This window comes from Streptomyces crystallinus (assembly GCF_039521265.1).
GTDB lineage: Bacteria > Actinomycetota > Actinomycetes > Streptomycetales > Streptomycetaceae > Streptomyces > Streptomyces crystallinus.
In genome coordinates this window covers 198595-220797 of the sequence record NZ_BAAACA010000014.1, presented here as the reverse complement: position 1 = coordinate 220797, position 22203 = coordinate 198595, and the positions used below count along the sequence as shown (strand labels likewise).

At 73.1% G+C, this 22203-nt stretch carries 15 protein-coding genes; 7 read left to right on the top strand and 8 right to left on the bottom strand.

Annotation, left to right across the window (positions count from 1 at the left end):
* Positions 1-75: 75 nt before the first annotated feature.
* Positions 76-3870 (bottom strand): nSTAND1 domain-containing NTPase, encoded by a 3795-nt coding sequence (locus tag ABD236_RS11555; RefSeq protein WP_344073225.1) that lies wholly within the window; start codon positions 3868-3870, stop codon positions 76-78.
* 306 nt (positions 3871-4176) lie between these two features.
* Between ABD236_RS11555 and ABD236_RS11550 the strand changes: the two genes are divergently transcribed.
* Positions 4177-4947 carry a helix-turn-helix domain-containing protein gene (locus ABD236_RS11550; RefSeq protein ID WP_344073224.1) on the top strand — a complete coding sequence of 257 codons (771 nt, stop codon included), beginning with the start codon at positions 4177-4179 and terminating at the stop codon, positions 4945-4947.
* Positions 4948-5149: 202 nt separating this feature from the next.
* Here the strand turns inward: ABD236_RS11550 and ABD236_RS11545 are convergent, their stop codons facing one another.
* Positions 5150-5869: a hypothetical protein gene (locus tag ABD236_RS11545; protein WP_344073222.1), complete on the bottom strand. Its 720-nt coding sequence runs from the start codon at positions 5867-5869 to the stop codon at positions 5150-5152.
* Between the two features lie 570 nt (positions 5870-6439).
* On the opposite strand from ABD236_RS11545, the gene ABD236_RS11540 reads away from it, so the two are divergent.
* A complete protein-coding gene (locus tag ABD236_RS11540) occupies positions 6440-6811 on the top strand; it encodes a hypothetical protein (protein WP_344073220.1) in 372 nt (123 codons plus the stop codon).
* A gap of 181 nt (positions 6812-6992) precedes the next feature.
* Here the strand turns inward: ABD236_RS11540 and ABD236_RS11535 are convergent, their stop codons facing one another.
* From ABD236_RS11535 to ABD236_RS11525, 3 genes are all read right to left on the bottom strand, one after another.
* Complete coding sequence (locus ABD236_RS11535) at positions 6993-8042, bottom strand: trypsin-like serine peptidase (RefSeq protein ID WP_344073218.1); 1050 nt, start codon at positions 8040-8042, stop codon at positions 6993-6995.
* Positions 8043-8236: 194 nt separating this feature from the next.
* Positions 8237-11326: a tetratricopeptide repeat protein gene (locus ABD236_RS11530; protein ID WP_344073215.1), complete on the bottom strand. Its 3090-nt coding sequence runs from the start codon at positions 11324-11326 to the stop codon at positions 8237-8239.
* Positions 11323-11619 carry a trypco2 family protein gene (locus tag ABD236_RS11525; protein ID WP_344073212.1) on the bottom strand — a complete coding sequence of 99 codons (297 nt, stop codon included), beginning with the start codon at positions 11617-11619 and terminating at the stop codon, positions 11323-11325. The genes ABD236_RS11530 and ABD236_RS11525 overlap by 4 nt, the downstream gene beginning before the upstream one ends.
* 200 nt (positions 11620-11819) lie before the next feature.
* Between ABD236_RS11525 and ABD236_RS11520 the strand changes: the two genes are divergently transcribed.
* From ABD236_RS11520 to ABD236_RS11510, 3 genes are read left to right on the top strand one after another with little or no spacing between them, the layout of a single operon-like run.
* Entirely contained in the window at positions 11820-13586 is a 1767-nt protein-coding gene (locus tag ABD236_RS11520) for a TIR-like protein FxsC (protein WP_344073210.1), read from the top strand.
* Positions 13587-13590: 4 nt separating this feature from the next.
* On the top strand, positions 13591-14874 hold the full coding sequence (locus ABD236_RS11515; protein ID WP_344073208.1) for a CHAT domain-containing protein: 1284 nt from the start codon (positions 13591-13593) through the stop codon (positions 14872-14874).
* Positions 14871-15899: a hypothetical protein gene (locus ABD236_RS11510; protein ID WP_344073204.1), complete on the top strand. Its 1029-nt coding sequence runs from the start codon at positions 14871-14873 to the stop codon at positions 15897-15899. The genes ABD236_RS11515 and ABD236_RS11510 overlap by 4 nt, the downstream gene beginning before the upstream one ends.
* Here the strand turns inward: ABD236_RS11510 and ABD236_RS11505 are convergent.
* A complete protein-coding gene (locus ABD236_RS11505) occupies positions 15891-16499 on the bottom strand; it encodes a TetR/AcrR family transcriptional regulator (protein WP_344073202.1) in 609 nt (202 codons plus the stop codon). The two genes, ABD236_RS11510 and ABD236_RS11505, sit on opposite strands and share 9 nt — an antisense overlap.
* Positions 16500-16581: 82 nt before the next feature.
* On the opposite strand from ABD236_RS11505, the gene ABD236_RS11500 reads away from it, so the two are divergent.
* Positions 16582-17790, top strand: a complete 1209-nt coding sequence (locus ABD236_RS11500) for an FAD-dependent monooxygenase (protein WP_344073200.1) — start codon at positions 16582-16584, stop codon at positions 17788-17790.
* Between the two features lie 80 nt (positions 17791-17870).
* Here the strand turns inward: ABD236_RS11500 and ABD236_RS11495 are convergent, their stop codons facing one another.
* Complete coding sequence (locus ABD236_RS11495) at positions 17871-18131, bottom strand: GlsB/YeaQ/YmgE family stress response membrane protein (protein WP_344073198.1); 261 nt, start codon at positions 18129-18131, stop codon at positions 17871-17873.
* Positions 18132-18522: 391 nt separating this feature from the next.
* Here ABD236_RS11495 and ABD236_RS11490 point away from each other — a divergent pair, with 391 nt between their 5' ends.
* The gene (locus tag ABD236_RS11490) at positions 18523-19035 is read left to right on the top strand and encodes an RICIN domain-containing protein (protein WP_344073195.1); all 513 of its coding nucleotides are present in this window, start codon (positions 18523-18525) and stop codon (positions 19033-19035) included.
* Between the two features lie 41 nt (positions 19036-19076).
* Here the strand turns inward: ABD236_RS11490 and ABD236_RS11485 are convergent, their stop codons facing one another.
* Positions 19077-21968, bottom strand: a complete 2892-nt coding sequence (locus tag ABD236_RS11485; protein ID WP_344073193.1) for an ATP-binding protein — start codon at positions 21966-21968, stop codon at positions 19077-19079.
* Between the last annotated feature and the right edge of the window lie 235 nt (positions 21969-22203).

Here is a 22203-nt window from a genome sequence, read left to right as displayed (position 1 = left end):
TGTGCGACGTCGGTGGCGGCGACGATGGCCTGCCCGCCGGTCCTGGCTTGTCCGTGGGCCAACCCCAGGTGAGCCTCAACCGGTGCACGGGGGCCGGTAAGCCGTCGCCGGGAAGTAGCGGTCCCATTCGGGGCGGGTGATCGCCGGGTGAACCGTGGCGCAGACCCGGGTGGCGACCTCGTCGGTGGAGGTGTTCCACAGCCGTGCGGTGTGGTCGTCGCTGCCGGTGGCCAGGGTGTGGCCGTCGGGCAGGTACACCACCGAGGTGACGCTGTCGGTGTGGCCCGTGAGGGTGGCGCGGAGCGCGGGATGCCGTGGATCGGCGATGTTCCACACCCGGATGGTCTTGTCGTTGGCGGCGGTCGCCAGGGTGCGTCCGTCGGGGCTGAAGGCCACCGCGCGGACCTTGCCGGTGTGGCCGGTGAGCGTGGCCAACTGCCGTGGCCGGGAGGGACGGCCGAAGTCGACCAACCGTACGAGGTTGTCGTTGTCGAGGTTGTTGCTGACCGTGGCCAGGACCGTACGGTCGGGGCTGAAGGCGCCGGGTGCGACGGTGTCGGTGCTGCCGAAGGGGAAGGCCAGCTCACGTGGATGACGGCCGTCCGCGATGTCCCAGAAGCGGGCGGTGACACCCTGACCCCCGCCGACGGCCAGGGTGTGGCTGTCGGGGCTGAAGACGACCGCCCAGATCATATGGGGGAAGCCGTCCAGGGTGGCCACCTCCCTGGGGTGGTCGCGGGTGCTGACGTCCCACACCTTGAGTCTCTGGTACGCGCCGGTGGCCAGTCGGCGGCCGTCCGGGCTGAAGGCGACGGCGGCTACTTCCGAGGACTGGGGCTCCAGCGTCGTGACGGGGTGCGGGGCGCGGGGATCGGCCACGTCCCACAGCCGTGCGGTGCCGTCGTCGCTGCCGCTGGCCAGGGTACGTCCGTCGGGGCTGAAGGCGACCGACCGTACGAAGTTGGTGTGGCCGGTGAGGGTCGCGAGCGGGCGTCGCCCCCGGGGGTCGGTGACGTCCCACAGCCGTACCGTGCGATCCCAGCTGGCCGTGGCCAGGGTGTGTCCGTCCGGGCTGAGGGCGATCCCCACCACGACGTTGGCGTGGCCGACCAGCGGGAGCTCGCGCAGGTCGACGAGGCGGGCGGTGTGGTCGACGTCGGTCGTGGCGAGGGTGTGGCCGTCCGGGGTGAACGCGGCGGCGCGGAACCCGGGAACGGTGGTCATACGGACGGGACGGCCGAGGTCGGAGACGTCCCACAGCCGGGCGCCGTCCCCCGTCGACACGAGGGTGCGGCCGTCAGGGCTGAAGGCCACCGACCAGACGATGGCCGCGTGGTCCGTCAAGGTGGCCAGCGCGCGCGGGGAGCGGGGACGGGTCAGATCCCACAGCCGTACGGTGTGGTCCCAGTCGGCGGTCGCCACGGTGTGGCCGTCGGGGCTGAACACCGCCGCGTTGACGCCTCCGGTGTGGCCGCTGAGGAATCCGATGGTGCGGGGGTGGCGCGGGTCGCTGACGTCCCACACCCAGGGGGTGGCGTCGGCGGCGCTGATCAGTGTGCGGCCGTCCGGGCTGAACGCCACGGTGCCCAGTTGCGTGGTGTGTCCGGTGAGTGTCGAGAGGAGCTGGGGGTGTGGGGGCTGGGACACGTTCCACAGCCGTACGGTGTGGTCGCTGCTCGCGGTGGCCAGGGTGCGGCCGTCCGGGCTGAACGCGAGTGCCTTGACGGTGTCGTCGTGCCCGGTCAGCTCGGCCAGTGCGCGGGGGTGGCGTGGGTCGGAGACGTCCCACAGGCGGGCGGTGTGGCCGCCGGCGGTGGCCAGGAGCCGGCCGCCGGGGGCGAAGACGACCGCTTTGACCTCGTCGGCCTGGCTGAGCAGGGCCAGTTGCCGTGGGCGGTGGTCCTCGGTGATGTCCCACAGCCGGGCGGTGTGGTCCGCGCTGCCGGTGACGGCGGTGTGGCCGTCGGGGCCGATGGCCAGGGAGACCACGTCCGCGGTGTGGCCGACCAGACGGCTGGCGTAGGGGAGGGCGAACGAGCCGAGGAGGGTGTCGCGGGTCTCGGCGGTCCGCGCCAGACGATACGCGGCCAGACTCACCTGCATCGACAGTGCGGGGTTGCTCTCCCGCAGCGCCGCCGCCTCACTCGCGGCCCTGCGCGCGACGGCGATGTTGCGCTGCTCCTTTGCCTGGTGCTCGGCGTCCATGGCGTACCCCACCGAGATCGACGCGATCACCAGCAGGACGGTGAGAAGGCCGACCAGCTGGCGCAGTCGCCGTGTGCGGCGCCGGGTCGCCTGCCGCTCGGCGGTCTCGGCGGCCAGGCTCGCCTCCAGGAACCGCTCCTCGCGTTCGGACAGCGCGTCGCGATGGTCGGCGGCCCACTGACCGGCCAGGGCAAGGCGTGTGCCGCGGAACAGCGTGTCCGGATCGTAGTGCAGGGCCTCCCAGGCGTCTGCTGCCTCGGCGAGCTGGTCGAGCGCGCGCAGTCCTTGGCGGTCCTCCGCGAGCCAGTCCCGCAGCCTCGGCCAGGCGCGCAGCAACGCCTCGTGTGTGATCTCCACGGTGGTGTCGCTGAGCGTCAGCAGCCGGGCCGCGGCCAGCGCCTCCACGATCTGCGGGGCCTGCCCGCCGCACTGCTCCACCAGCCGGTCACGCGCGACCCGGCGGCGCGCGTCGGAGCCGTCCTCGCCAACGCGTATCAGGCGCAGCAGCACCTGGCGGGCCGCCTGTTGGGCGGTCGGATCCAGCCGGGTGTAGACGCGCTCGGCGGTGGTCGCCACGGCGCCGTGGATACCACCGGTGAGCTGGTATCCGGCCACGGTCAACCGGGAGTCGGCGCGGTGCTGCCAGGTGGCCAGCAGTGCGTGGGAGAGCAGGGGCAGTGCGCCCGGTTCGTACGTCGTGTGGGCGCTGCCGGGGGCCACGCCGAGGTCACGCAGCAGCAGCTCGGTCAGGCCGGCCTCCAGTACGAGCCCGGCGGCCCGGGCCGGCGCGGTGATCGCCTCGACGAGCTCCTCGCGGGCCATCGCGTCCACCGCGAAATGGTTGTCCTGGACCGCCCGCAGCAGCTCGGGGTGGTCCAGGCACCGGCTGTAGAAGTCGGCGCGTATGCCAAGGACCACCACGGCCGCCGGGAGGGCGTCCGGGCCGGGGCGGGCGGCGTCGCAGACGGCGGTGACGAACGACCAGCGCTCGGCCTCGTCCTCGCAGACGGCGAAGACCTCTTCGAACTGGTCCACGACCAGGAGCATGCGTCGGCCCGCGAGCGCGGTCCGCAGCACGGAACTCAACCCTCCGGAACCGATACCCTCCCGTACACGCTTCCGTACCGTCTCGAGGGGAAGCGCCAGCGACTCCGCCACCGACTCGCAGAGCGCGTTCACCGGGTGGGCCGTGGGGGTCATCACCAGCACCGGCCAGTCGGCGGAACCGGGCGTGGCGAGCGCGCCGCGCGCGAGTGCCGGGACCAGCCCGGCGCGCAGCAGCGAGGACTTGCCGGCCCCCGAGGCGCCGAACACCGCTAGCGGCAAGGAACCGGACACACAGGCACGGACCCGGCTCACCAGATCGGCCGTCATCCGCTCGCGGCCGAAGAACCAGTCGGCGTCCTCCGGCTCGAACGCCGCCAGACCCCGGTAAGGGAACGGGGGTTCGTGGCGGGCGTCGGCGAGCTTCACCAGTTCGCCGTCGGCGCCGAGCGCCGTGTCGAGTCGGCGGGCGAGTTCGGCGGAAGGGGCCTTGCGGGCGTTCTCGACGTTGCTCAGATAGCCCTTGCTGTAGTGGGTCAGCGTGGCCAACTCGGCGAGCGACAAACCCCGTTCCCCACGCAGACGGCGTAACTCCGCCCCGAAACCCGAACCGCCACCCACTCCGGTTCCCCCAGCTCAACGGCCGTATCCACGATCCCGCCCGGAAAAGGATACGGACTACGTCTTCCCTTGGCGTGTGGTCTCTGCGCCAGACTCGCTGACGCGATCCCGACTCGCGCGATCCGGGCCCGGTGTGGTGGGCGGCGGGGGCTCGGGGCTGATCGGCGCGTTCCGCGCCCGCCGTCAAGACGCCTGGCGCCCCGCACGCCGCGACGTGCGGGGGCCTCCACCTCTGGAGTCCCCATGGAGCTCGCCGACCGTATGCCCACGCGCCCAAGTGCCACGAGAAGAGGTTCGGTTGTGCCGGTGGACGGTCGGGTCGCGGGACCGGAGGAGGGTGACGCGGCCCGGCACACCGCGGCGAAGGCCCCGGCCGGGCGGAGTGTCCTGGAAGGTGCCTTCCAGTTGCTGGAGGTACTGGCCCGGATGGAGGAGGCGGGACTCAGCGAGCTCGCGGTCGAGGCGGGGCTGCCCAAGACCACCGCGCACCGCCTGCTGGATCAGCTCGCCGCGGTGGGTGCGGTGGAGCGACGGGCGGGCCGCTACCGCATCGGGGGCACGATCGTCCGCCTGAGCAGCTCCTGGACACCCCATCGCTTACTGGGCCGGGCCGCCGCGCTGCCCCTGCGGCACCTCGCGGCCTCGACCGGATACGCCGTCGCCATCGCGGCTCCCGTCGCCGGACATATGGTGATCGTCGACGGGCTGCCGGGAGCGGCGGACCCGGTCTTCCCCCACCGGCACGGGGTGGTCCTGCCGCCGGGCAACGCCGCCGAGGTCGTCATGGCGGCCGCCGCACCGGCCTGGACGCGGCCGCCCGGCCAGGTCCCCTCCGAGTGGGCCAGGCGTGTGCGGGCCGCTCAGGAGCAGGGCGCGGCCGTCCATCACTGGGAGGACGAGGTGGTGATGTCCTGTGTGGTGGCGCCGGTCCGTACCCGTACCGGCAAGGTCGTCGCCGCCATCGGGACAACCGTCCTCGACAGCCGCCGGATCGTCACCGCGACGGCCGTCACCCGGCACGCGGCGCGGCTGGCCAGCGCGAACCTTGCGCGACTGCCGCATGCCCGGAGACTGTGACCGGGGCGAGCGCGCAACTGTCCGGTGGGAGCCGGGTGGTGTGGTCGGAGGGGGTGCTGGATCGCAGAGCAGCCAGCTCGTTGGGCAGGTGGTTCGTTGGGCAGGTGGGCGGTTCGCAGAGCAGGTCGGCCCCAGCGGGAGCGGTCCCGCTGGGGTCTCCTGCCCTCTCCTGCACGCTCGGTCAGGCGTGCGGCGCCGCGACCTACGGCTGAGCCGTGGGCAGCTGCCACTCCTGGGCGGCGGGCTTGTTCTCGGCGGCGGGCTTGGCCATGTTCTCCGCGGGAACGGCGGGCTTGGCCATGTTCTCCGCCGGGGCCGCGGGCTTGGCCGGCATGTTCTCCGCGGAGGTCGCCGGCTTGGCCGGGTTGTGCTCGGCGGGGGACGCGGGCTTGGGCGGCTGCTGCGCGTCCAGCGCGGGAGTCTGCGGCGTGGCCGGCTTGTCCGGAGTGGCCTGGGCGGCCGGGCTGTTAGGCGTGGCCGGCTGTGCGGCGGCCTGGTCGTGGTGCTGCTCCGTGGACGGCGTGACCGTGGTGGGGGAGGCCGGGACGGACGGCACCTGGGGCGCGGGGTCGTGTGCCCCCGGCTTGACGGGCATGTTCTGCCCGGGGACGGCCGGCTTGGCCGGCAGCTTCTCCGCGGGGTTCGCGGGCTTGACCGCCTGCTGCTGAGCGTCCGTTGCCGGGGTCTGCGGCGTGGCCGGCTGGGCGGCGGCCGCGTCGTGGTGCTGCTCCGTGGCCGGCGCGGCCGGAGCCTGCGGCGGGGCCGGGGGTGTGGGGGTGGGGTTCTGTTCGGCCGCAGCGGATGCGGGGGAGGTCGCCTGCGTGGTGGCGGCGGCAGCGGTCGGCGCCGCGGCGATCACTCCGGCCGCGGCGATGAGGGCCAGGGGCCACAGCGGACGACGGTGACGGGGGAGCAGATGCACGGTGGAACACCTTTCAATTACCTGAATGCCTGGAATGCCCCGGTAAGGGCCTTTCATTTCCACTGAACACCCTTGGGACGCGATGCGCGCCTCTGGTGTGTCATACGTGGGGCCAGGCCCAATCGGACGTGCCCTGACGGCTGTCGATCGGCTGCTTCTTCGGTGCCGCACGCGCGCGTTGCGCGCGAACGGCGGGCTCGGTGGCTTTCGTCGTGCACCCGCTGTCATCAACTCTCCATGAGGCGAGCTGAGTTCGGGGAGTCATACCAACGGCCGTCACGCGACGGTTCGTACCGCCTGAAACCGCGCAGGTCTGACGCCCGCGCGTCACCGATAGCCGGGCTGATCAGAGGTGCCGGGTTCCGGCGGGGGGAGGGGGCGACGTCGATGTCGTACGCAAGTGCTACGAGGACACGTTCGGGGCTCCCTGTCGGGCCGCGGTGTCACCCACATGGGTTAAACCAACCCGTGTTCCGTTCAGCGGGAACAAGATGGCCACGAGGGAGGGTGGCCCGGCACAGTGAGGGTGTGCCGGGTCGACCGGCCCGGCCGTTTCAAAGGGGGAACGGTATGGCAATCAGGGGGAAAGCCGCAGGTCTGGTGGCTGCGATCGTCGCGGTGGTCGGTTTGGCGACCGCGGCCTCGGCGGCGTCGGAGTCGGGCTCCGGCACACCGAAGCCGGCCCCGAGAGCGGTGAAGGCGTCGGCAGCCCAAGCGGGGGCGCCGGTGTTCGGCACGTCGGTATCGGTGGGTGGCGGCTCGAACGGCAGTGCCTACGTGTACTGCCCGGCCGGAACGGCGCCGACCGGTGGCGGTGGCCAGACCAGCGGCTGGGACATCTTCCTCACCGACAGCTACGCGTCCGGGGACGGCTGGGTCGTCAGGGGCCGGAACACCGGGGCGGCGGCGCAGTCACTGACGGCGTTCGTGCTCTGCCAGTGACCGTCGGGGACGGACGGACCCGGCGGGCCGGCCCGATCTCGGGCCGGCCCGCCGGGATGCACCTCACGGGCGGCTTGTGACGTTGCCCGCGAAGGCCTCGGCGGCCGCGCCGCCGAGGCCGGTGACGGAGGGCGCGGTGGGAACCGGGCCGTCGTCAGAGCACCGGGGTCCGTGCCCAGTCTCAGACCACCCGGGTCTGTGCCCAGTCGTAGAGGCGGTGGGCGCTGCCGCCCAGACGTGTGGCGTAGAGGGTGGGTGTGGGGCCGCCCGCGAGATCGTCGGAGGTGGTGGTGACGCCGACGACGGTGCCGGTGCCGGTGCGGGGGTCGAACCGCGCGAAGTGGGGCCCGCCGCTCGCCCCGCTCGACATGTCGCAGGACTCACCCCACAGGAGGGGTGCCTTGGGACCCGGCCGGGCCGGTCCGGCGCAGTGGATCATGCGGGATCCGGCGTATTTGGCCGAGGGGTCGTTGAGACGGCCCTTCGGGTATCCGAAGGTATGGACGAACTCGTCCGGTACGGGCTCGGTGAACGCGATCTTCTGGCTTCCCGTGACCTCCGCGATCCTTCGCCCCTCGACCGACCGGTGGGCGACGAGCACGCCGGTGTCGTACCCGGCGACAGCGACGTCCTCCGAGGTCGTCTTGCCCGGGTCGGCGTTCCAGCGGGAGGAGGTGGCCATGCTCTTGATGCTGAAGCCACCGAGAGGTTTCGTGCCGTTGCGATAGCCCGGCACGAAATAGAGGTTGTGGTTCCAGGTGCCGTGGGTGCCGGGAGCCCCCACGCTCCGCAGACAGTGGGCTGCGGTGATGACGGTGCTGCGGTTTGCGCTGTTGACGACGGTCGCGGTGCAACTGCCGTCGTAGCCGTCGGAAAAGGTGAAGAAGAGCCGTCCGACGCTCCTGCCCACGGCCCCCGCGTGCGTCCAAGTGGCTCCGGGGTCAGGTGTGTCGGCGGGCAGCGGCCGTGGGTCGTCGGGCGTGTTGTCGTCTTCCGGAACGGGCGTGATCTCGGGGATCAGCGCGCCCGCCAGCTTCATACGGTCGGGAGTCCAGTAGGCATCGACCTGACGGCGCTCCTGTTCCGTGGTGGCGCCGGAATGCGTGGTGATGGGCTCCGCTTCCGCGGCGAGGGCCACGGCCGGCAGCAGCACGGCGGCGGTGACCGCACTCAACAGGAGGGCTCCCGCGGTGGCGATCCTGGGCGGGAACGCCGAGCGTATGGCTGTCATGGTTGCCTTTCTCGGTACTTCACGTACGAGGGGGAGGCGGAGCCTGCCTGACCAGGACGCCGCCGAGTGGTACGGCGGGGGTTCGTGAGCGCCCCGCCTGCTCTGTACGACGTGTGGGCGGGGGTGGGGTTGCCGCCCGCGCAAAACCCCCACCCCGGCAAGACCCGGCAAGACCCGGCAAGCCCGGCCCACCACTACCCCCGCATCCCCCCATCGATCCCCGCCACCCGCTCCCGGCACCCCGCAGCCGCGCTCTCCGCGCCGAGTTCCTCGTAGAGGGCGAGCGCTTCGGTGTACGCGGTGCGGGCCTCGGTGGGGTGGGGGAGTACGGATGCCAGGGCGCACAGGATGTCGGCCAGGCCGCGGCGGGAGCCGACCTGTTCGAAGGCGCTGCGGGCCTCGTCGTAGGCGGCGCGGGCCCGGTCCGGGTGGCCGTCGGCGCGTTCGGTGTCGCCCAGGGCGCGCAGGGTGAAGCCGAGGCCGCCCGCGTTGCCCAGTTCGCGGTGGACGGCGGCGGAGCGGGACAGTGTCTCGCGGGCCTGGGCGTACTGGCCCCGCAGGCGCTGGACGTCGCCGAGGCCGCGCAGCATGTCGGCCTCCCCGCGCCGGTCGCCGATGCGGCGGGACAGGTCGCGGGCCCGGACGAAGAGGTCGGCGGCCTCGTCGTGCCGGCCGTCGACCCGGGCCACATGGCCGAGGCCGCGCAGTGCCTGGGCCTGTCCGCGTACGTCGCCGATCTCCTCGTACGTGGCCAGGGCGGCCCGGTAGCCTTCGTGCGCCTCGACGCCCCGGCCCCGGTTGCGCGCGATGTCGGCCAGGCCGCGCAGTGCCTGGGCCTCGCCCCGGCGGTCGGTGAGCTCGGCGTACAGCTCGCGCGCCCGGCGGAACTCGGCGATGGCCGCCTCGTAACGGCCCTGCGAGACGCTGACGTTGGCCAGACCCCAGTGCGCGTCGGCGCGGCCCGCCCGGTCGTCGAGCTCCTCGTAGCCGCGCAGGGCGTCGGTGAAGAGCGCACGGGCGTCGTCGTAGCGGCTGCGCGAGCGTTCGGTCTCGGCGAGACCCCACAGGGTGTCCGCCTCGCCGCGCCGGTCGCCCAGGGTCTCGTACAGCTCCTGTGCGGCCCGGTAGTTGGCGCGCGCGGCACTGGACTGACCGCGTGTGCGTTCCGTGTCGGCCAGGCCCCGCAGGGCGTCGGCCAGGCTGGGCTGGTCGTGGTCGGCCACGGCGGCATCCCTCATGGTGGTCCAGATCCTGGCGAGTTCCGTGCTGGCGCCGAGGCCGCCCAGGACGGTGTGGGCCAGGGCGGCGAGGCGTCTGGCGTGCGGGGAGCGGCGTTCGACGGCGGCCACCGTCACGGCGATCAGATTGCCGCGCTCCGCCTCCAGCCAGGCCCGGGCGGCGCCCGGCTCGCCCGCTCCGGTGGCCAGCGCCTCCCGGGCGGCCTCGCCCCGGCTCAGCTGGTGGGTGAAGAGCCGGTCGAGTGCCTCGTCCCAGCGCTCCTGCGGCTCCTGCCGCAACGCCAGGTTGCGGGCGTAGGCCAGGAACAGGTCGTGGAAGCCGAAGCGCCCCCGGCCGTGGCGTTGCAGCAGATGCCGTTCGGCCAGGTCGGCCATGCGGCGGCGGCACTCGCGCACCGCCAGCCCGGTCATCGCCGCGCACGCCTCCACCTCCAGCTCGGAACCCGGATGCATGGCCAGTACCCGCAACACGCCCGCCTGCACCGGATCCGCCGCCTCCAGCGCCTGCCAGGACACCGCGAACGCCGCACCGACCCGCCGGTCGGCGTCCGGGATCTCCAGCAGCGGCGAGTCCGTCTCCCGCATGGCGAGCAGCAGTTCCGCCGGTTCCTCGAAGCGCAGCCGGGCCGCGACCGCCTGCACGGCCAGCGGCAGGAACCCGCACGCCCGGCAGATCTCCTCCAGGGCGGGGTCGGCCGCCTCCCGCGCCGTGAGTCCGGCGCCCGCCGCCAGGAGCCGTACCGCCTCGTCGGCGGGCAGCACGTCGAGCGCGGTGAGCGTGATGCGGTCCGGGTCGTGCAGCGCGATACGGCTGGTGATCAGGACCAGACTGCTGTCGTCCCCGGGCAGCAAACAGGACACCTGGTCGAGCGAGGCCGCGTTGTCGAGCAGCAGCAGCCCGCGTCTGCCGTGCAGCCAGTTCCGCCACAGTGCTGCCTTCGCGTCCAGGGACGGCGCGTCGTCGCCACGGATGCCCGCCCAGGTGAGCAGCGCCTCCATCGCGGCGTGTGCGTCCAGCGGCGCACGGTCGGGGGTGTGGCCGTACAGGTCGAGCTCGAACTGCACGTCGGGGAAGTCGGCGGCGAGCTGATGGGCCAGGTGCCGGGCCAGGGCCGACTTGCCGACGCCCGGCATGCCGACGATGGCGTGCACCAGCTCGGGCCGCCCGGTGAGGTTCCCGGCGACCAGCTCGGGCAGGCGGCGGCGCTCGGCGACCCGGTCCACGATCTGGCGGGGCGGCGCCTTGAGAGTGGTACGGACCGCCTCGGCCGGACCCGGAGCGGCCGGTATCCGGGCGGAGCCGGCCGGGCGTTCGGGGTCGAGCGCCCGCAACAGCGGGTCGTGGCCGGTCAGTTCGCGAAGGACGCTCCGGAACCCGGCATCCGCGAGCAGGGCCCGTACGGGGACGGCCGTCAGCCGCCGTCCCTCGTACGGCCGGTCGCTCCAGGCGACGACCCCCAGCAGGGCGCCGCTCTTGTGGACGACCGCGCTCCCGGACATGCCCGACCACTGGTCCCAGCCGGCCGGCCAGGCGGTCGACACGTCGATGGCGTAACGGTCGCTGCGCGTGTACGTCAGAGGGTCCAGGACTCCGCGTACGGTCTCGGTCTCCGTGTCGTCGCCGGTGCTGCGCGCCGCCGCGGCCGACATGCCGGTCACGGCGACGGTGACCGGCTCGGTGCCCGTGATCTCGGCCCAGCGCGGCTCGGGCACAGCCGATACGACGGCGGCCTCGGTGCCGAGCCGCAGCAGTGCCGCGTCGAGCCCGGCGTCGCCCTGCCAGACCACGGCGCCCGGCACCGGGTGGGTGAGGCGGACCGCTCCCCGCCCGCCGACGACGGCCCTGACGGTGATGTCGGGCCGGTGTCCGCCGTCCGTGAAGGTCACGCCGTGGCGGGAGGTGAGCACCAGCGACGGCGCCAGCAGCCGCCCGGACGAGAACTCGTTGCGGCCCTCCGCGTCCACCGGGCCCGCGGTGACCGCCACGAGCCCCGGGTGCAACGCCGGACTGCCCTCGTACCGGTCCTCGCCCCGCGAAGCCGTCACCGGCGGCCGGAGACCGTGGCGGGGTCCCCGGTCAGGGTGTCGCGTACATCGAGCTTGAGGCGCAGCCGGTGGGTCGTGCCCTGCGCCACCTTCGCGTCGGCGCCGAGCTTGACCACGCCGAGACGGACGCCGCCCGATCCGCCCGCGTCCTTGCGCACCTCGACGAGGAACTCCATCTCCACCTCCGTGATCTGGAACTGAAGCCGCGCGTCCTTGCCGTACTCCTGCGCCTGGGCCAACTGCGTACGCAACTGCTCGATCGCCTCGGTGATCTCATTGCCGTCCGTCGTCATCCCGTGCCCCCGTCGCTCATGATCACTGCCGCCGCCGCATCCTTCCGCACGGGCCCGTGGGCCGCCAGCCCCTCGACCGCCCTCGCGAACTCCCAGGTCCGGACCGACACTTTGTGCGAAAGCGCCGCCTTCACCGTGGCCCACAGCGCAGCCTATGCTGGCCTCGCAGCGGGGAGCGGGGAAACAGCTTCGGGGGTCGTGTGCAGGCATCAGCGCAGCGGCGTCCGGCCGATCAACGGCCGTACTTCTTTCTGAGTTACGCGCAGACGCCGAGGTACGGGGCGGGCGGGGCGGACCCCGACATGTGGGTGGAGCGGCTCTTCCGCGATCTGTGCGGCCATGTGATGGCCCTGACGGATCTGCCCGCCGACGCGCCCCCCGGTTTCATGGACCGGGAGATACGCTTCGGCGACGGCTGGTCGGAGCGCTTGAGCGGAGCCCTCGCCTCCTGCCGGGTGTTCGTGCCGCTGTTCTCGCCGCGTTACTTCGCGAGCGAGACGTGCGGTCGGGAGTGGTACGCGTTCGCGCAGCGCGCCATCCAGCACCGGGGCCACACCAACCGCCCGGTCGAGGCGATCGTGCCGGCTCTGTGGGTGCCGGTCCCGCCGGATCAACTGCCGGGGCCCGCCGAGCGGTTGCAGTTCAACCACCGGGCCCTCGGCGACCGTTATGTGACCGACGGCCTCTATGGGCTGATCAAGCTGCGCATCTTCGCCGAGGAGTACGAACGCGCGGTCTACGAGCTCGCCAAACGCATCGTCAGAGTCGCCGACGAGACCCAGATCGCCCCCGGGCGGCACCTGGACTACCGTACGGCGCCCAGTGCGTTCGGCGCCGCGTCGCCGGCGCCGCGCCGCCTGCACATCACGGTCGCCGCGCCCACCCGCCATGAGCTGCCCGAGGGCCGTGACGACGCGTACTACGGCGACAGCCCGCTCGACTGGAACCCCTATCACCCGGTCGCCGCACGGCCGTTGGCGTATGTCGCCCAGGACCTCGCACGGAACCTCAACTACAACGTCACCGTGTCGTCGTTCGACGAGGAGGCGCCGCGCTTCGGCAGCGGGCATCGTCCCTCGCGGCCCGAGATCCTGCTGGTGGACCGCTGGGCGCTGACGGACGAGGACCGGCGGGCCCGGCTGGCGGCCTTCGACGCCGAGCACCGGCCGTGGGTGAGCGTGGTCGTCCCGTGGAACCGCGACGACCGGCAGAGCCGGGCGGCGGAGGCCGAGTTGACGTACCGGATGGAAGAGACCATGCCGGTCAAGCTGCGCCAGGGGCGGGCCGCCTCCCGGCCCGCGGCCGACGGCGTGGCGAGCATGGAGGCCTTCGGGCGGCTGTTGCCCCAGGTCGTCGAGGCAGCCAACCAGCAGTACCTGAGATACGCGGAGGTCTACGCGCCCGCGGGCGGCACCCACACCGAGCGACCGCGCCTGCTCGGCCCGAGGGAAATGGCTGCGGGCGCCTTCCGCGTTCCGGACAGCCTTCTGTCGGCGGGCTCCGCTCGATCGGCGGGCGAGCAGGCCCGCGAGCAGGCCCATGCCCCCGCCAGGAACCCGGTTCTGCCCGCGGCCGCGGCCCTTCCGGGTTGTCACGCCCGTGTGATCCTCCTGGACGACCGTGCCCGTGCCGGCGCTGCCCTGCGCCTGGCGGTCGAGCTGGTCGCCGAGGACGGGCACCCGTGGGCGCGCCCGGATGCGCGGCCCGTGCTGGAGATCGTGGCGGTGCCGCTGAGCGGCGCGGACGTCATACCGGCCACAGCGCTGTACGGTCCTGGGGACTCCAGTCCCGCGAGGTTCCGCGTCAGGGCAGCCGAGCCCGGCCGACACCGGATCCGGTTCACCTTTCTGCACCACGACACCGGCGTCGTCCTGCAACAGGTGGAGGCGGACCTGGACGTCGGGGGCCCCGAGCCCACCGGGGCAGAAAGCACGGGGGCGGCGGGACCGCACCGGGGGAGGGACTGAGCCGATGCCCCGTTCCCTGACCACCCATGTCGTCCAGGACCCCAGCGACGGCTTCCGCTTCCTGCCGCACCTGGAGACGGAGCCGCCCGACCTGCGCGTCAGCTTCGACGTCCTCGGCGGCGGCCGGATCCGGGCCCGGATGTCCGGCGCCTCGGTCGCGGCGCTCCAGGGCACCGAGCACAAGGCCGATCTGAGCGTGCGGCCCGAGGACGTCCACAGTGCCGCGGCACGGCTCCGCGCCCACTGGCAGAGGAGGTTCGTCGACTTCCAGCCGGTCGACTCCCAGGGACGCGATCTTCCGGGCCGGCACCGCCCGTACGCCACCGCCGCCGACCTCAGCGCCGAATCGGAGGAACATCTGTGCGGGCGGGTCGCCGATCTGGCCCGGGCCGGGGAATCCCTGCTTTTCGACACGCTGCTGGGCGGCGACGACGTACAGACCGAGATGTTCCGCTCCTATCTGCGCTCAGCGCTGTCCCAGGAAGGGCTCCGGGTGCGGTTCGACTCCGATCTGCAACTGCCCTGGCCGATGCTGTGCACCAGCGGGGAAGCCACGCCATCCACAGCGGAGTTGGACGGCCTGTTCGCGCGGTTCCTCGGCCACCGGCACCAGATCGAGCACACCGGGGCGGCCTACGCGTGGCTCGGTCCGGCCCGTACGGCACCCCCGCGCCCCACCGTCAGCCTGAACCACGACCCCGGCGTGGGCCGGGCGACCCGGGCGAAGGAGGTGGCGTCGGTGCTGGCCGAGGGCACACAGTGCACGGTGCGTACGACGTACGACGAGTTGGTCCGGGACTTCGCACGTCCTGATCTGGACGAGCAGCTGACGTACTTCTGGTGCCACGGCGACTTCATACCCAACGAGCCCGAGCCGCCCATCCTGGCCATCCGGCTCACGGACGGCACGCCGTTCGACGGGTACAGCGTCCGTGAGCTGCGGGCGGCCCACCGGCACAGCCGCTTCCGGCCGCTCGTGCTGCTCAACGCCTGTCACACCGGTGTCGCCGCGGCCAACGCCGACCGGGCGTTCCTCGGGCGGATGCTCATCGACCACGGCGCCGAGGGCGTGCTCGGCCCGCACATCGCGATGCCGCAGGCGTTCGCCGCCGAGTACGCGCTCGCATTCGTCACGCGGTACCTGCGTGGCACGGCGACCGCCGGCCGCATCACCAACGACCTGGCCCGGCACTTCGCCGCCCGGTACCGCAACCCGCTGGGGCTCGCCTACGGGCTGTACAGCGGCATGGACGCGCGGCTGGACCGGGCACCCGGAGGCGGGGCATGAGCGACAGCGCCGTGGTGGCGACCGTGGACCTGGACGAGACGGGGTGGCTGCTCGACGCGGAGTCGGGGGAGCCGGTGGCCGGGCCATGGCTGCGCGACTACTTCGCCGAGCGCCTGGCCCCGCCCGCTTGGGCAACCGACATCCTCGTCTACGTGCACGGCTGGCAGACCTCCCCCAAGGCCGCCCAGCGCACCGCCACACGGCTGTTGACCATGGCACGGAGCAACCTGACAGCGGCGCCGGGCCGTTACCCCGGTCTCGCCGCCGAGGGCTTCCGCCCGTGGTGTGTCGTGGTGCGCTGGCCGTCCTCCAGCCCGGTCACCCCTGCCGGCTACCGCCGCATCCGGGACCGGGCGCACGCCATGGGTGCCCGCGACGGAAAGGGACACGCCGCCCACATCCTCGGCCGGCTGCTCGGCTATCTGGACACCGAGCGCGCCGACCCCCGGGCCGCCCCGGTGATGGCCAATCGGGACGGACAGTATCTGCACCTCGTCGGCCACTCCTTCGGCTGCCGCTTCCTGTGCGAGGCGGTGCAGTGGGCGGCCGACGCCCGCCTCGACGACACCCTCGGCTGGGGCGCGGCCGCCCACCCGTCCACCCGCCCGTTCACCGCGGACAGCATGCTGCTGTTCCAGATGGCCGCACGGCGTGACGCGTTCCTCTCGCTGTTCCCCCACCTCCTGCCGAGTGAGGCACACGAGGGGGCTCCTCTGCGGGGCCCGGTCGTGGCCACGTACTCCCGTCACGACCGCGCGACGGGCTTCTGGCACCTGCGAGCCGAGCGGCAGCCCGGCATCGGGCACTCCGGGATCGGCCCGGCACCAGCCCCCCTGTCCACCACGCGACTGCTGCCGCTCGACGAGCGGTACCCGCTCGCCGCGCTCGACCACCGCTTCGTCAACGTCGACGCCTCCGACGTGTACGTACGGGGCCGCCGTCTCAACCCGGCAGGCGCCCACTCCGACCACGTACGCACCGAGTCGGCCCACCTGTTGCTCACGCTCGCGGACTATTCACGCTGACCGGCGTTCCGCCCCCGGTCCAGCCGGTGTGGTGCAGGTGTGGATCAGGGTGAGGACGCTGTGGCGCAGCTGCTCGGGGGAGAGTTGGTGGGGGGCCGCGGCGGTGAGCTGGTTGAGGAGTATGCCGTCCAGGAGGGCGACGAAAGCGTTGGCCTGTGCGGCGGCGTCGGGGGCGCCCGCCGAGGCGAGCAGATGTGCGGCCACGGCCCGGTGGCGGCTGCCCGCCTTGTGGAGTGCGGCGCGGAGTTCGGGGCGGCGGGGGGCCTCCAGGGCCAGCTCGTAGCGGGCGAGCATGCGTTCGCGTCCGGCGGTGGTCCAGTGCTGGATGAGGTCCGCGGTGGCCTCGGCGATCTGGGCGACGCTCGCGGGCCCGATGAGGGCGGGGCGGTCGTCGATCTCGTCGATGTCCAGTTCGGCCAGGCGCTCGACGGCGGCTTGCAGGAGGTCCTGGCGGGTCCGGAAGTAGTACGAGCACGAGCCCAAAGGGACGTCGGCCGCCTGGTCCACCGCGCGGTGGGTGAGTCCGCGCATCCCGGAATCAGCCAGGGTGCTGATCGCCGCGTCGGCCAGCCGCTGCCGCCGGAGTGTGGTCTGGGTCACTGGTTTCCTTCCTGGGCTCCGCTTGCGTCTCTACAAGTGTAGAGTCAAGGGCGTCCACTACAGATGTAGAGGGGGGATTTCGATGAGCAAAGCGGCTCCCGGTGCCGGGGAACGCTCCGCGATCATGGTCGGGGGAGGGATCGGCGGACTGGCCACCGGCCTCGCGCTGATCCGTCGCGGCTGGCAGGTCAAGGTGCTGGAACGCGCCGCCGCCTTCGGTGAGGTGGGGGCGGGGCTGTCGCTGTGGCCCAACGGCCTGCGCGCGCTGGACGCGTTGGGCATGGGCGACGAGGTCCGAGGGCAGGCCCTCGTCGAGACGCAGGCGGGCATCCGGGACACCGCGGGCCGTTGGCTGTCGCGCACCGACACCCAGGAACTGGCCGGCCGCTTCGGCCCGTTGGTGATGATTCACCGCGCCCGCCTCTTCGACACCCTGCGTGCGGCCCTTCCGGCAGGCACGCTGTGCGGCGGCACCAGGGTCACCGGGGTGGCGCTGCACGGCCGACGGGTCGAGGTCCGGCACGACGGGGGCGTGTCACAGGCCGATCTGCTCGTCGCCGCGGACGGGATCAACTCCACCGTCCGGCGCTCCCTGTGGCCGCAGGCCCCGGCACCGCGCTACACCGGATACACCAGCTGGCGTCTCGTCGTCGACGCGGGCGGGCGACTTCCGGCCGGAGGAGAGACCTGGGGGCGGGGCGAGCGCGTGGGGATCGCCCCGCTGGCGGACGGCCGCACCTACCTCTTCGGCGTCGCCAACGCACCCGAGGGCCGACGCGCTCCCGGCGGCGAACTCGCCGAGCTGCGCCGCCGCTTCGGCGGCTGGCACGACCCCATTCCCCGACTGCTGGAGGCCGCCGACGAGGAAGCGGTGCTGCGCCACGACATCTATACGTTGCCGCCGCTCGCCGGTTTCACCACCGGTCGCGCCGTGCTCCTCGGCGACGCCGCGCACGCCATGTCCCCGAACCTGGGCCAGGGCGCCAACCAGGCACTGGAGGACGCGGTCACGCTCGCCGCGCTCCTGGACACCCATACCGACGTGGAGTCCGCGCTGGCGGCCTACGACCGGGACCGACGCCCCCGTACGCAGTCGATCGCCCGCCGCTCCGACCGGATCGGCGCCGCCGCCCAGTGGCAGTCCGCCCCCGCCACTGCTGTACGCAACCTACTGCTCCGCCTGACTCCCGCCTCGGCCATGTTCAAGTCGCTCGCCCCGATCCTCGACTGGGAGCCGCCCGGCCATGACGAGTTGGCCGCGGTCGACGTCGTCCGAGGCCCGCGGGGGTAGGCGGAGGTTGTCACGGTACGCACGTGTCGGCCGCCCGGAGCTACTCGCCGGGCGGCCGACACGAGCGTTCACCCCGCAGGTCAGCGGGCCTTGAGGCGTTCCACGGCGGCGACACCGACCGCGGCGAGGGCGATCTGGATGGCCAGTTCGATCCAGTCGATGCCCTTGGTGTCCGCGACGTCGAATCCGGCGGCGATGGCGGTGCCGACCAGGGCGGCGACGATGCCGACGGCGATGGTCCACAGGAAGCCGGTGTGCTGGCGGCCGGGCAGGGCGAGGCGGCCCAGCACGCCGATGATGGCGCCGATGATGATGGCGGTGATGATGCCGGAGATTTCCATGCCGTCCCTTCCTCGAAGTCGTACGCTGCACGGATGCCCGCCCACCGCTTGCTCACACCCCGACTCCTCCTGGAATAAGCCCTGGTCATGATGTTGCAGAGACCACGGCGCCCACAGTTCCTCGAGGGGTCTGAGGGTGCGAAGCCGCTGGCGGATCTCGTCCAGGGGCACGACCGCGCGGCCGCGCGTGGGGCGACGTCGGGCCTCGCCGGCGAAGTCGGGGCTCCCGAGCGGCGGATGCGGTCAATCCCCAAGTTCTCGGGATTCCCCCGTCAGCACCGCCGGACCCATGGTGATGGGGTCATGCCACAACGATCTCGGGCCGAGGACGCGGCCGGGGTCGGGCTCGTACCCACCTCACCAGTGGTCACCAGCGAAGGAGCACCACCTCATGGCACGCACGCACACCAAGCGCATGGCCGCTCTCGCGGTCGGGGTCGCGTCCCTCATCGGCGGCAGTCTCGTCGCGGCCGCGCCGGCCGGCGCCCGGCCCCAGCCCGTCGGCCCCGGCCTCGCGGCCGCCGGGGGTTACTTCGTCAACGTGGACAGCGGCAAGTGCCTGGACGCGGTGTGGAGTCACACCAATGGCACCGCGGTGAACCAGTGGGACTGCTATGGCGGCGCGACCCAGCAGTGGAGCTGGAACGGCCAGGAGATCGTGAACACCGACAGCGGGAAGTGCCTGGACGCGGTGTGGAGTCACACCAACGGCACGGTCGTCAACCAGTGGGACTGTTACGGCGGCGCGACGCAGAAGTGGACCCTGCGGGCGGTGGGCAACGGGTACGAGGTCGTGAACGTGGACAGCGGGAAGTGTCTGGACGCCGTGTGGAGTCACACCAACGGCACCGCGGTGACGCAGTGGGACTGCTACGGGGGTGCGACCCAGCTCTGGCACGGCTGACGACCCGCGCCGGGCCGCCCCTGGCCACCCCCCACCCAGGCCTACCCCGCAGGCCGTGTCAGCACCATGCGCGCGATCTCCACGCGCGACTTGGCGCCCAGCTTGCGGTAGGCGCGCGTGAGGGCCGCTTCCACGGTCTTCACGCTGACCACCAGGCCCGCCGCGATCTCGCGGTTGGTGGCACCCTGGGCGACGCGGGCCACGACGCTGCGCTCGGTCGTCGTGAGGTGTTCGGCCCAGGACCCTCCCTCGGGGGCGCAGGCCGAGCCGTCCGGCGTACGGTCGCGTTCGGCGCGGGTCAGGGAGACCCAGGAGCGGGCGCCGGACTTGGTGAAGATCCGCAGCGCGCCCGCGAAAGCGGCGCGGGCGGCGGCTTCGTCGCCGAGGAGACGCCGCACCCGGCCCAGGGTCACCTGGGTGCGCGCCTCCTCCAGGGGGTATCCGGTGGCCCGTAGCCGCGCTGCGGCGTGCTCCAACCCTCTTGCCCCGTCGCCGAGTTCACCCCGGGCCACGCTGACCGTCGCAGCCGCCCTGTCGAGCGTGGCCAGGACCCCGGGCCGGCCGAGCCGCTCGGCCTGGCGGCGGGCCCGGGTGACTACGGCTTCCGCCTCGTCCGGCGCGCCGCAGGCCGCCAGGGCCTCCGCCAGGTCCGCGTGCCACCGCCGGGTCGCCGGGTCCCGCTGGCCCTGCGCGCTCTCCAACGCGGCGGTACGCCGCAGGAGTTCGACGGCCTGCCCGTACTGACCGCTGAACAGCCTGATCCTTCCCTCGGCGTGCAGCGCCCGGGGCAGGAAGAGCCGGTCGTCGTCGTCCTCGCTGTGGCGGCGGGCCGTCTCCGCCGCGGAGAGCGCCTGGCTGAGGCTGCCGCCCGCCGTCTCGGCGAGCGACACCGCGTACCAGGCGGGCCCCTGGCTCAGCCCCGACTCCTCGGTGATACGCAGGCTCTGCCGGGCGATGGTCAGGGCCGGGCGGCAGCGCCCGCGCTGGATCTCGACCTGCGCCAGGCCGATGAGGCACTGGCTGAGGCTGTCGGCCGAGCCGCGCTGGCGCAGCCGGTAGACGAGGGTGCGCAGTTCGGCCCTGGCCTCGTCCAGTTCGTCGTGCACCAGGTGGAAGCGGTGTTTGAGGTACAGGGGCCCGTTGTGGTGGATCATGGCGTGGACGTCGTGCGGCGCGGCGAGTGCGGCGGCCAGGGTCACCTCGGCCTGTGGGAGTCCCAGGAAGAGCTCCAGGGCCGCCTGCTGGGTGAGCGCCATGAGCTCGGTGCGCCGGTCGCCGGTGCGCGCCGCGAGCTGGGCGGCGCGCACGGCGTGGGTGTGGGCCCGGGGCGCGGAGCCACCGACCATCCACTCGCGCCAGCTCATCCGGTAGTGCAGCGGGGCCAGCAGCACGGGGTCGCCACCGGCGTCGCGTACCGCCTCCGGAAAGACGTCCGCGATCTCGGCCATCGCCTGGCCGCAGGAGTCGATGACCACGTTCCAGGCCCGCACCCGCTCAGCCGGCCGCCGCGCCTCGCCCAGCACCTCGTGCGCCAACTGCCGGGCGAAGTCGAGGTCCGCGGCCTCGATGGCGTCCTCGGCGGCCGTCAGCCTGCGGGCTATGTCGGCGTGCGCCTGCCCGGCGGGGGTGTACTCGGCGGCCAGGCGGCCCAGTCGCGCCGCCGTCCTGGGAGCGCCGCGACGGCGAGCCGCCGAGGCGGCGGCGGTGAGCCGGGCCGCCACGGCCGGGTCGGGGCCCGCTGTGAGCCGCGCGAGGTGGTGGGCGCGCTCGACGGGGTCCTCGGAGGCGTCGGCCAGGGCACGGTGTGCGGCCATCTGGTGGGCGTAGGGGGTTTCGCTCTGGAGCACCATCGGCGTCAGCGGATCCAGGAAGCGGATGACGCCGTGGTCCGTGCCCGGCAGGACGTCGAGGATGCCGTGCCGCAGGCAGGTGTCGAGGTCGGCCGCGGCGTCGTGGCGGCCCGCGCGTCGCAGCAGCTCCACGGTGGGACGCGCGGCGGCGGCCGCGACGACCAGCGTCCGGCGGGCACCGGCGGGCAGGGCGTCGACGCGGTCGAGGATCGGCCGGCGCAGGGATTCGGGGACGGGGAGCGGGTCGGCGGAGCCGGGCAGTTCGTGCCTGCGGGCGCGCTCGTCCAGAGCGGAGCTGAGCTCCAGCGCGGTGCGGGGGTTGCCGCCGCTTGCCCGGTGCAGGCGGGCGACGAGCGGGCGGGGCCAGCTGGGCTGGTCGTGCCGCTCCAACAGCTCGGCGATCTCGTGGGCGGTCATGGGCGGTACGGGCAGCCGGCGGACCGGCTGCGGACAGAGCTCCTGCGCGCCCGCCGAGCGGTCGGCGGGGCCCCCGTCGTCGCCCGAGGAGCCCGTGCGCGCGGTGACGAGCACCCACAAGTCGGCGTCGGCGCGACGGGCTGCGTACTTGAGGATGTCCGCGGTGGCCCGGTCGAGCCACTGCGCGTCGTCGATGACCAGCAGCAGTGGGGCGGCGGCGCCGAGCACGGAAAGGACCTTGCGGACGGCGATCCGCAGGACGAGCGCGTCGCGCCCACCGAGCGGGCCGGTCGGCGCGAGAGGGTCGGCTGCCCAGGCCTGCGGGCTGCGCAGCAGGGTGGTTTCCAGCACGGTCCGTTCGTGGGCGGCCAGCGCCGCGAGAGTGTCCTCGCCGACGCCGACCAGCAGGTCGATGAGCCCGAGGAAGGGGCTGTCGCGCTCGGCGGGGGAGGGTGAACAGCGCAGCACCCGGTGGCCGCGCGAGCGCAGCTGTGCGGCCAGCTCGGAGGCCACCGTGGTCTTGCCGATGCCCGCCGGGCCGGTGAGCAGGACGCCTCCCGCGCGCAGCAGATGGGCCCGTACGGTGTCGCACAGGGCATCCCGCTCGACGGCTGGCGGCCGAGGATGGGCCGGGCCGTCTGTCGGCAGGGTGATCGGCTCGGTCATCGCAAGCCCTTCCGGACACATCCTTGGCCATGCCGCGGAGGTCATGGTCCAGCCCGCAGAGTTCATGCCTCAGTCAGCGATCATGAACCTGCCATTCATTGCGCCGCGCCGAATGTAGGACCGCTCCTGGGGAAAGGTCAAGACCAATCCCCACGCTACCGGGCGCTCGCCCGCACGCGGACCGGGCCGCCGGTCGCAAGACCAACGGCCCGATCACGTACGGGTGTTGAGGACG

Bases quoted from the DNA above. Each gene is read 5' to 3' on its own strand.
- ABD236_RS11540 (WP_344073220.1), top strand. From the start codon at position 6,440: ATGGCAATCAGGGGGAAAGCCGCAGGTCTGGTGGCTGCGATCGTCGCG.
- ABD236_RS11535 (WP_344073218.1), bottom strand. From the start codon at position 8,042: ATGACAGCCATACGCTCGGCGTTCCCGCCCAGGATCGCCACCGCGGGA.
- ABD236_RS11525 (WP_344073212.1), bottom strand. From the start codon at position 11,619: ATGACGACGGACGGCAATGAGATCACCGAGGCGATCGAGCAGTTGCGT.
- ABD236_RS11515 (WP_344073208.1), top strand. From the start codon at position 13,591: ATGCCCCGTTCCCTGACCACCCATGTCGTCCAGGACCCCAGCGACGGC.
- ABD236_RS11510 (WP_344073204.1), top strand. From the start codon at position 14,871: ATGAGCGACAGCGCCGTGGTGGCGACCGTGGACCTGGACGAGACGGGG.
- ABD236_RS11500 (WP_344073200.1), top strand. From the start codon at position 16,582: ATGAGCAAAGCGGCTCCCGGTGCCGGGGAACGCTCCGCGATCATGGTC.
- ABD236_RS11495 (WP_344073198.1), bottom strand. From the start codon at position 18,131: ATGGAAATCTCCGGCATCATCACCGCCATCATCATCGGCGCCATCATC.
- ABD236_RS11490 (WP_344073195.1), top strand. From the start codon at position 18,523: ATGGCACGCACGCACACCAAGCGCATGGCCGCTCTCGCGGTCGGGGTC.
- ABD236_RS11485 (WP_344073193.1), bottom strand. From the start codon at position 21,968: ATGACCGAGCCGATCACCCTGCCGACAGACGGCCCGGCCCATCCTCGG.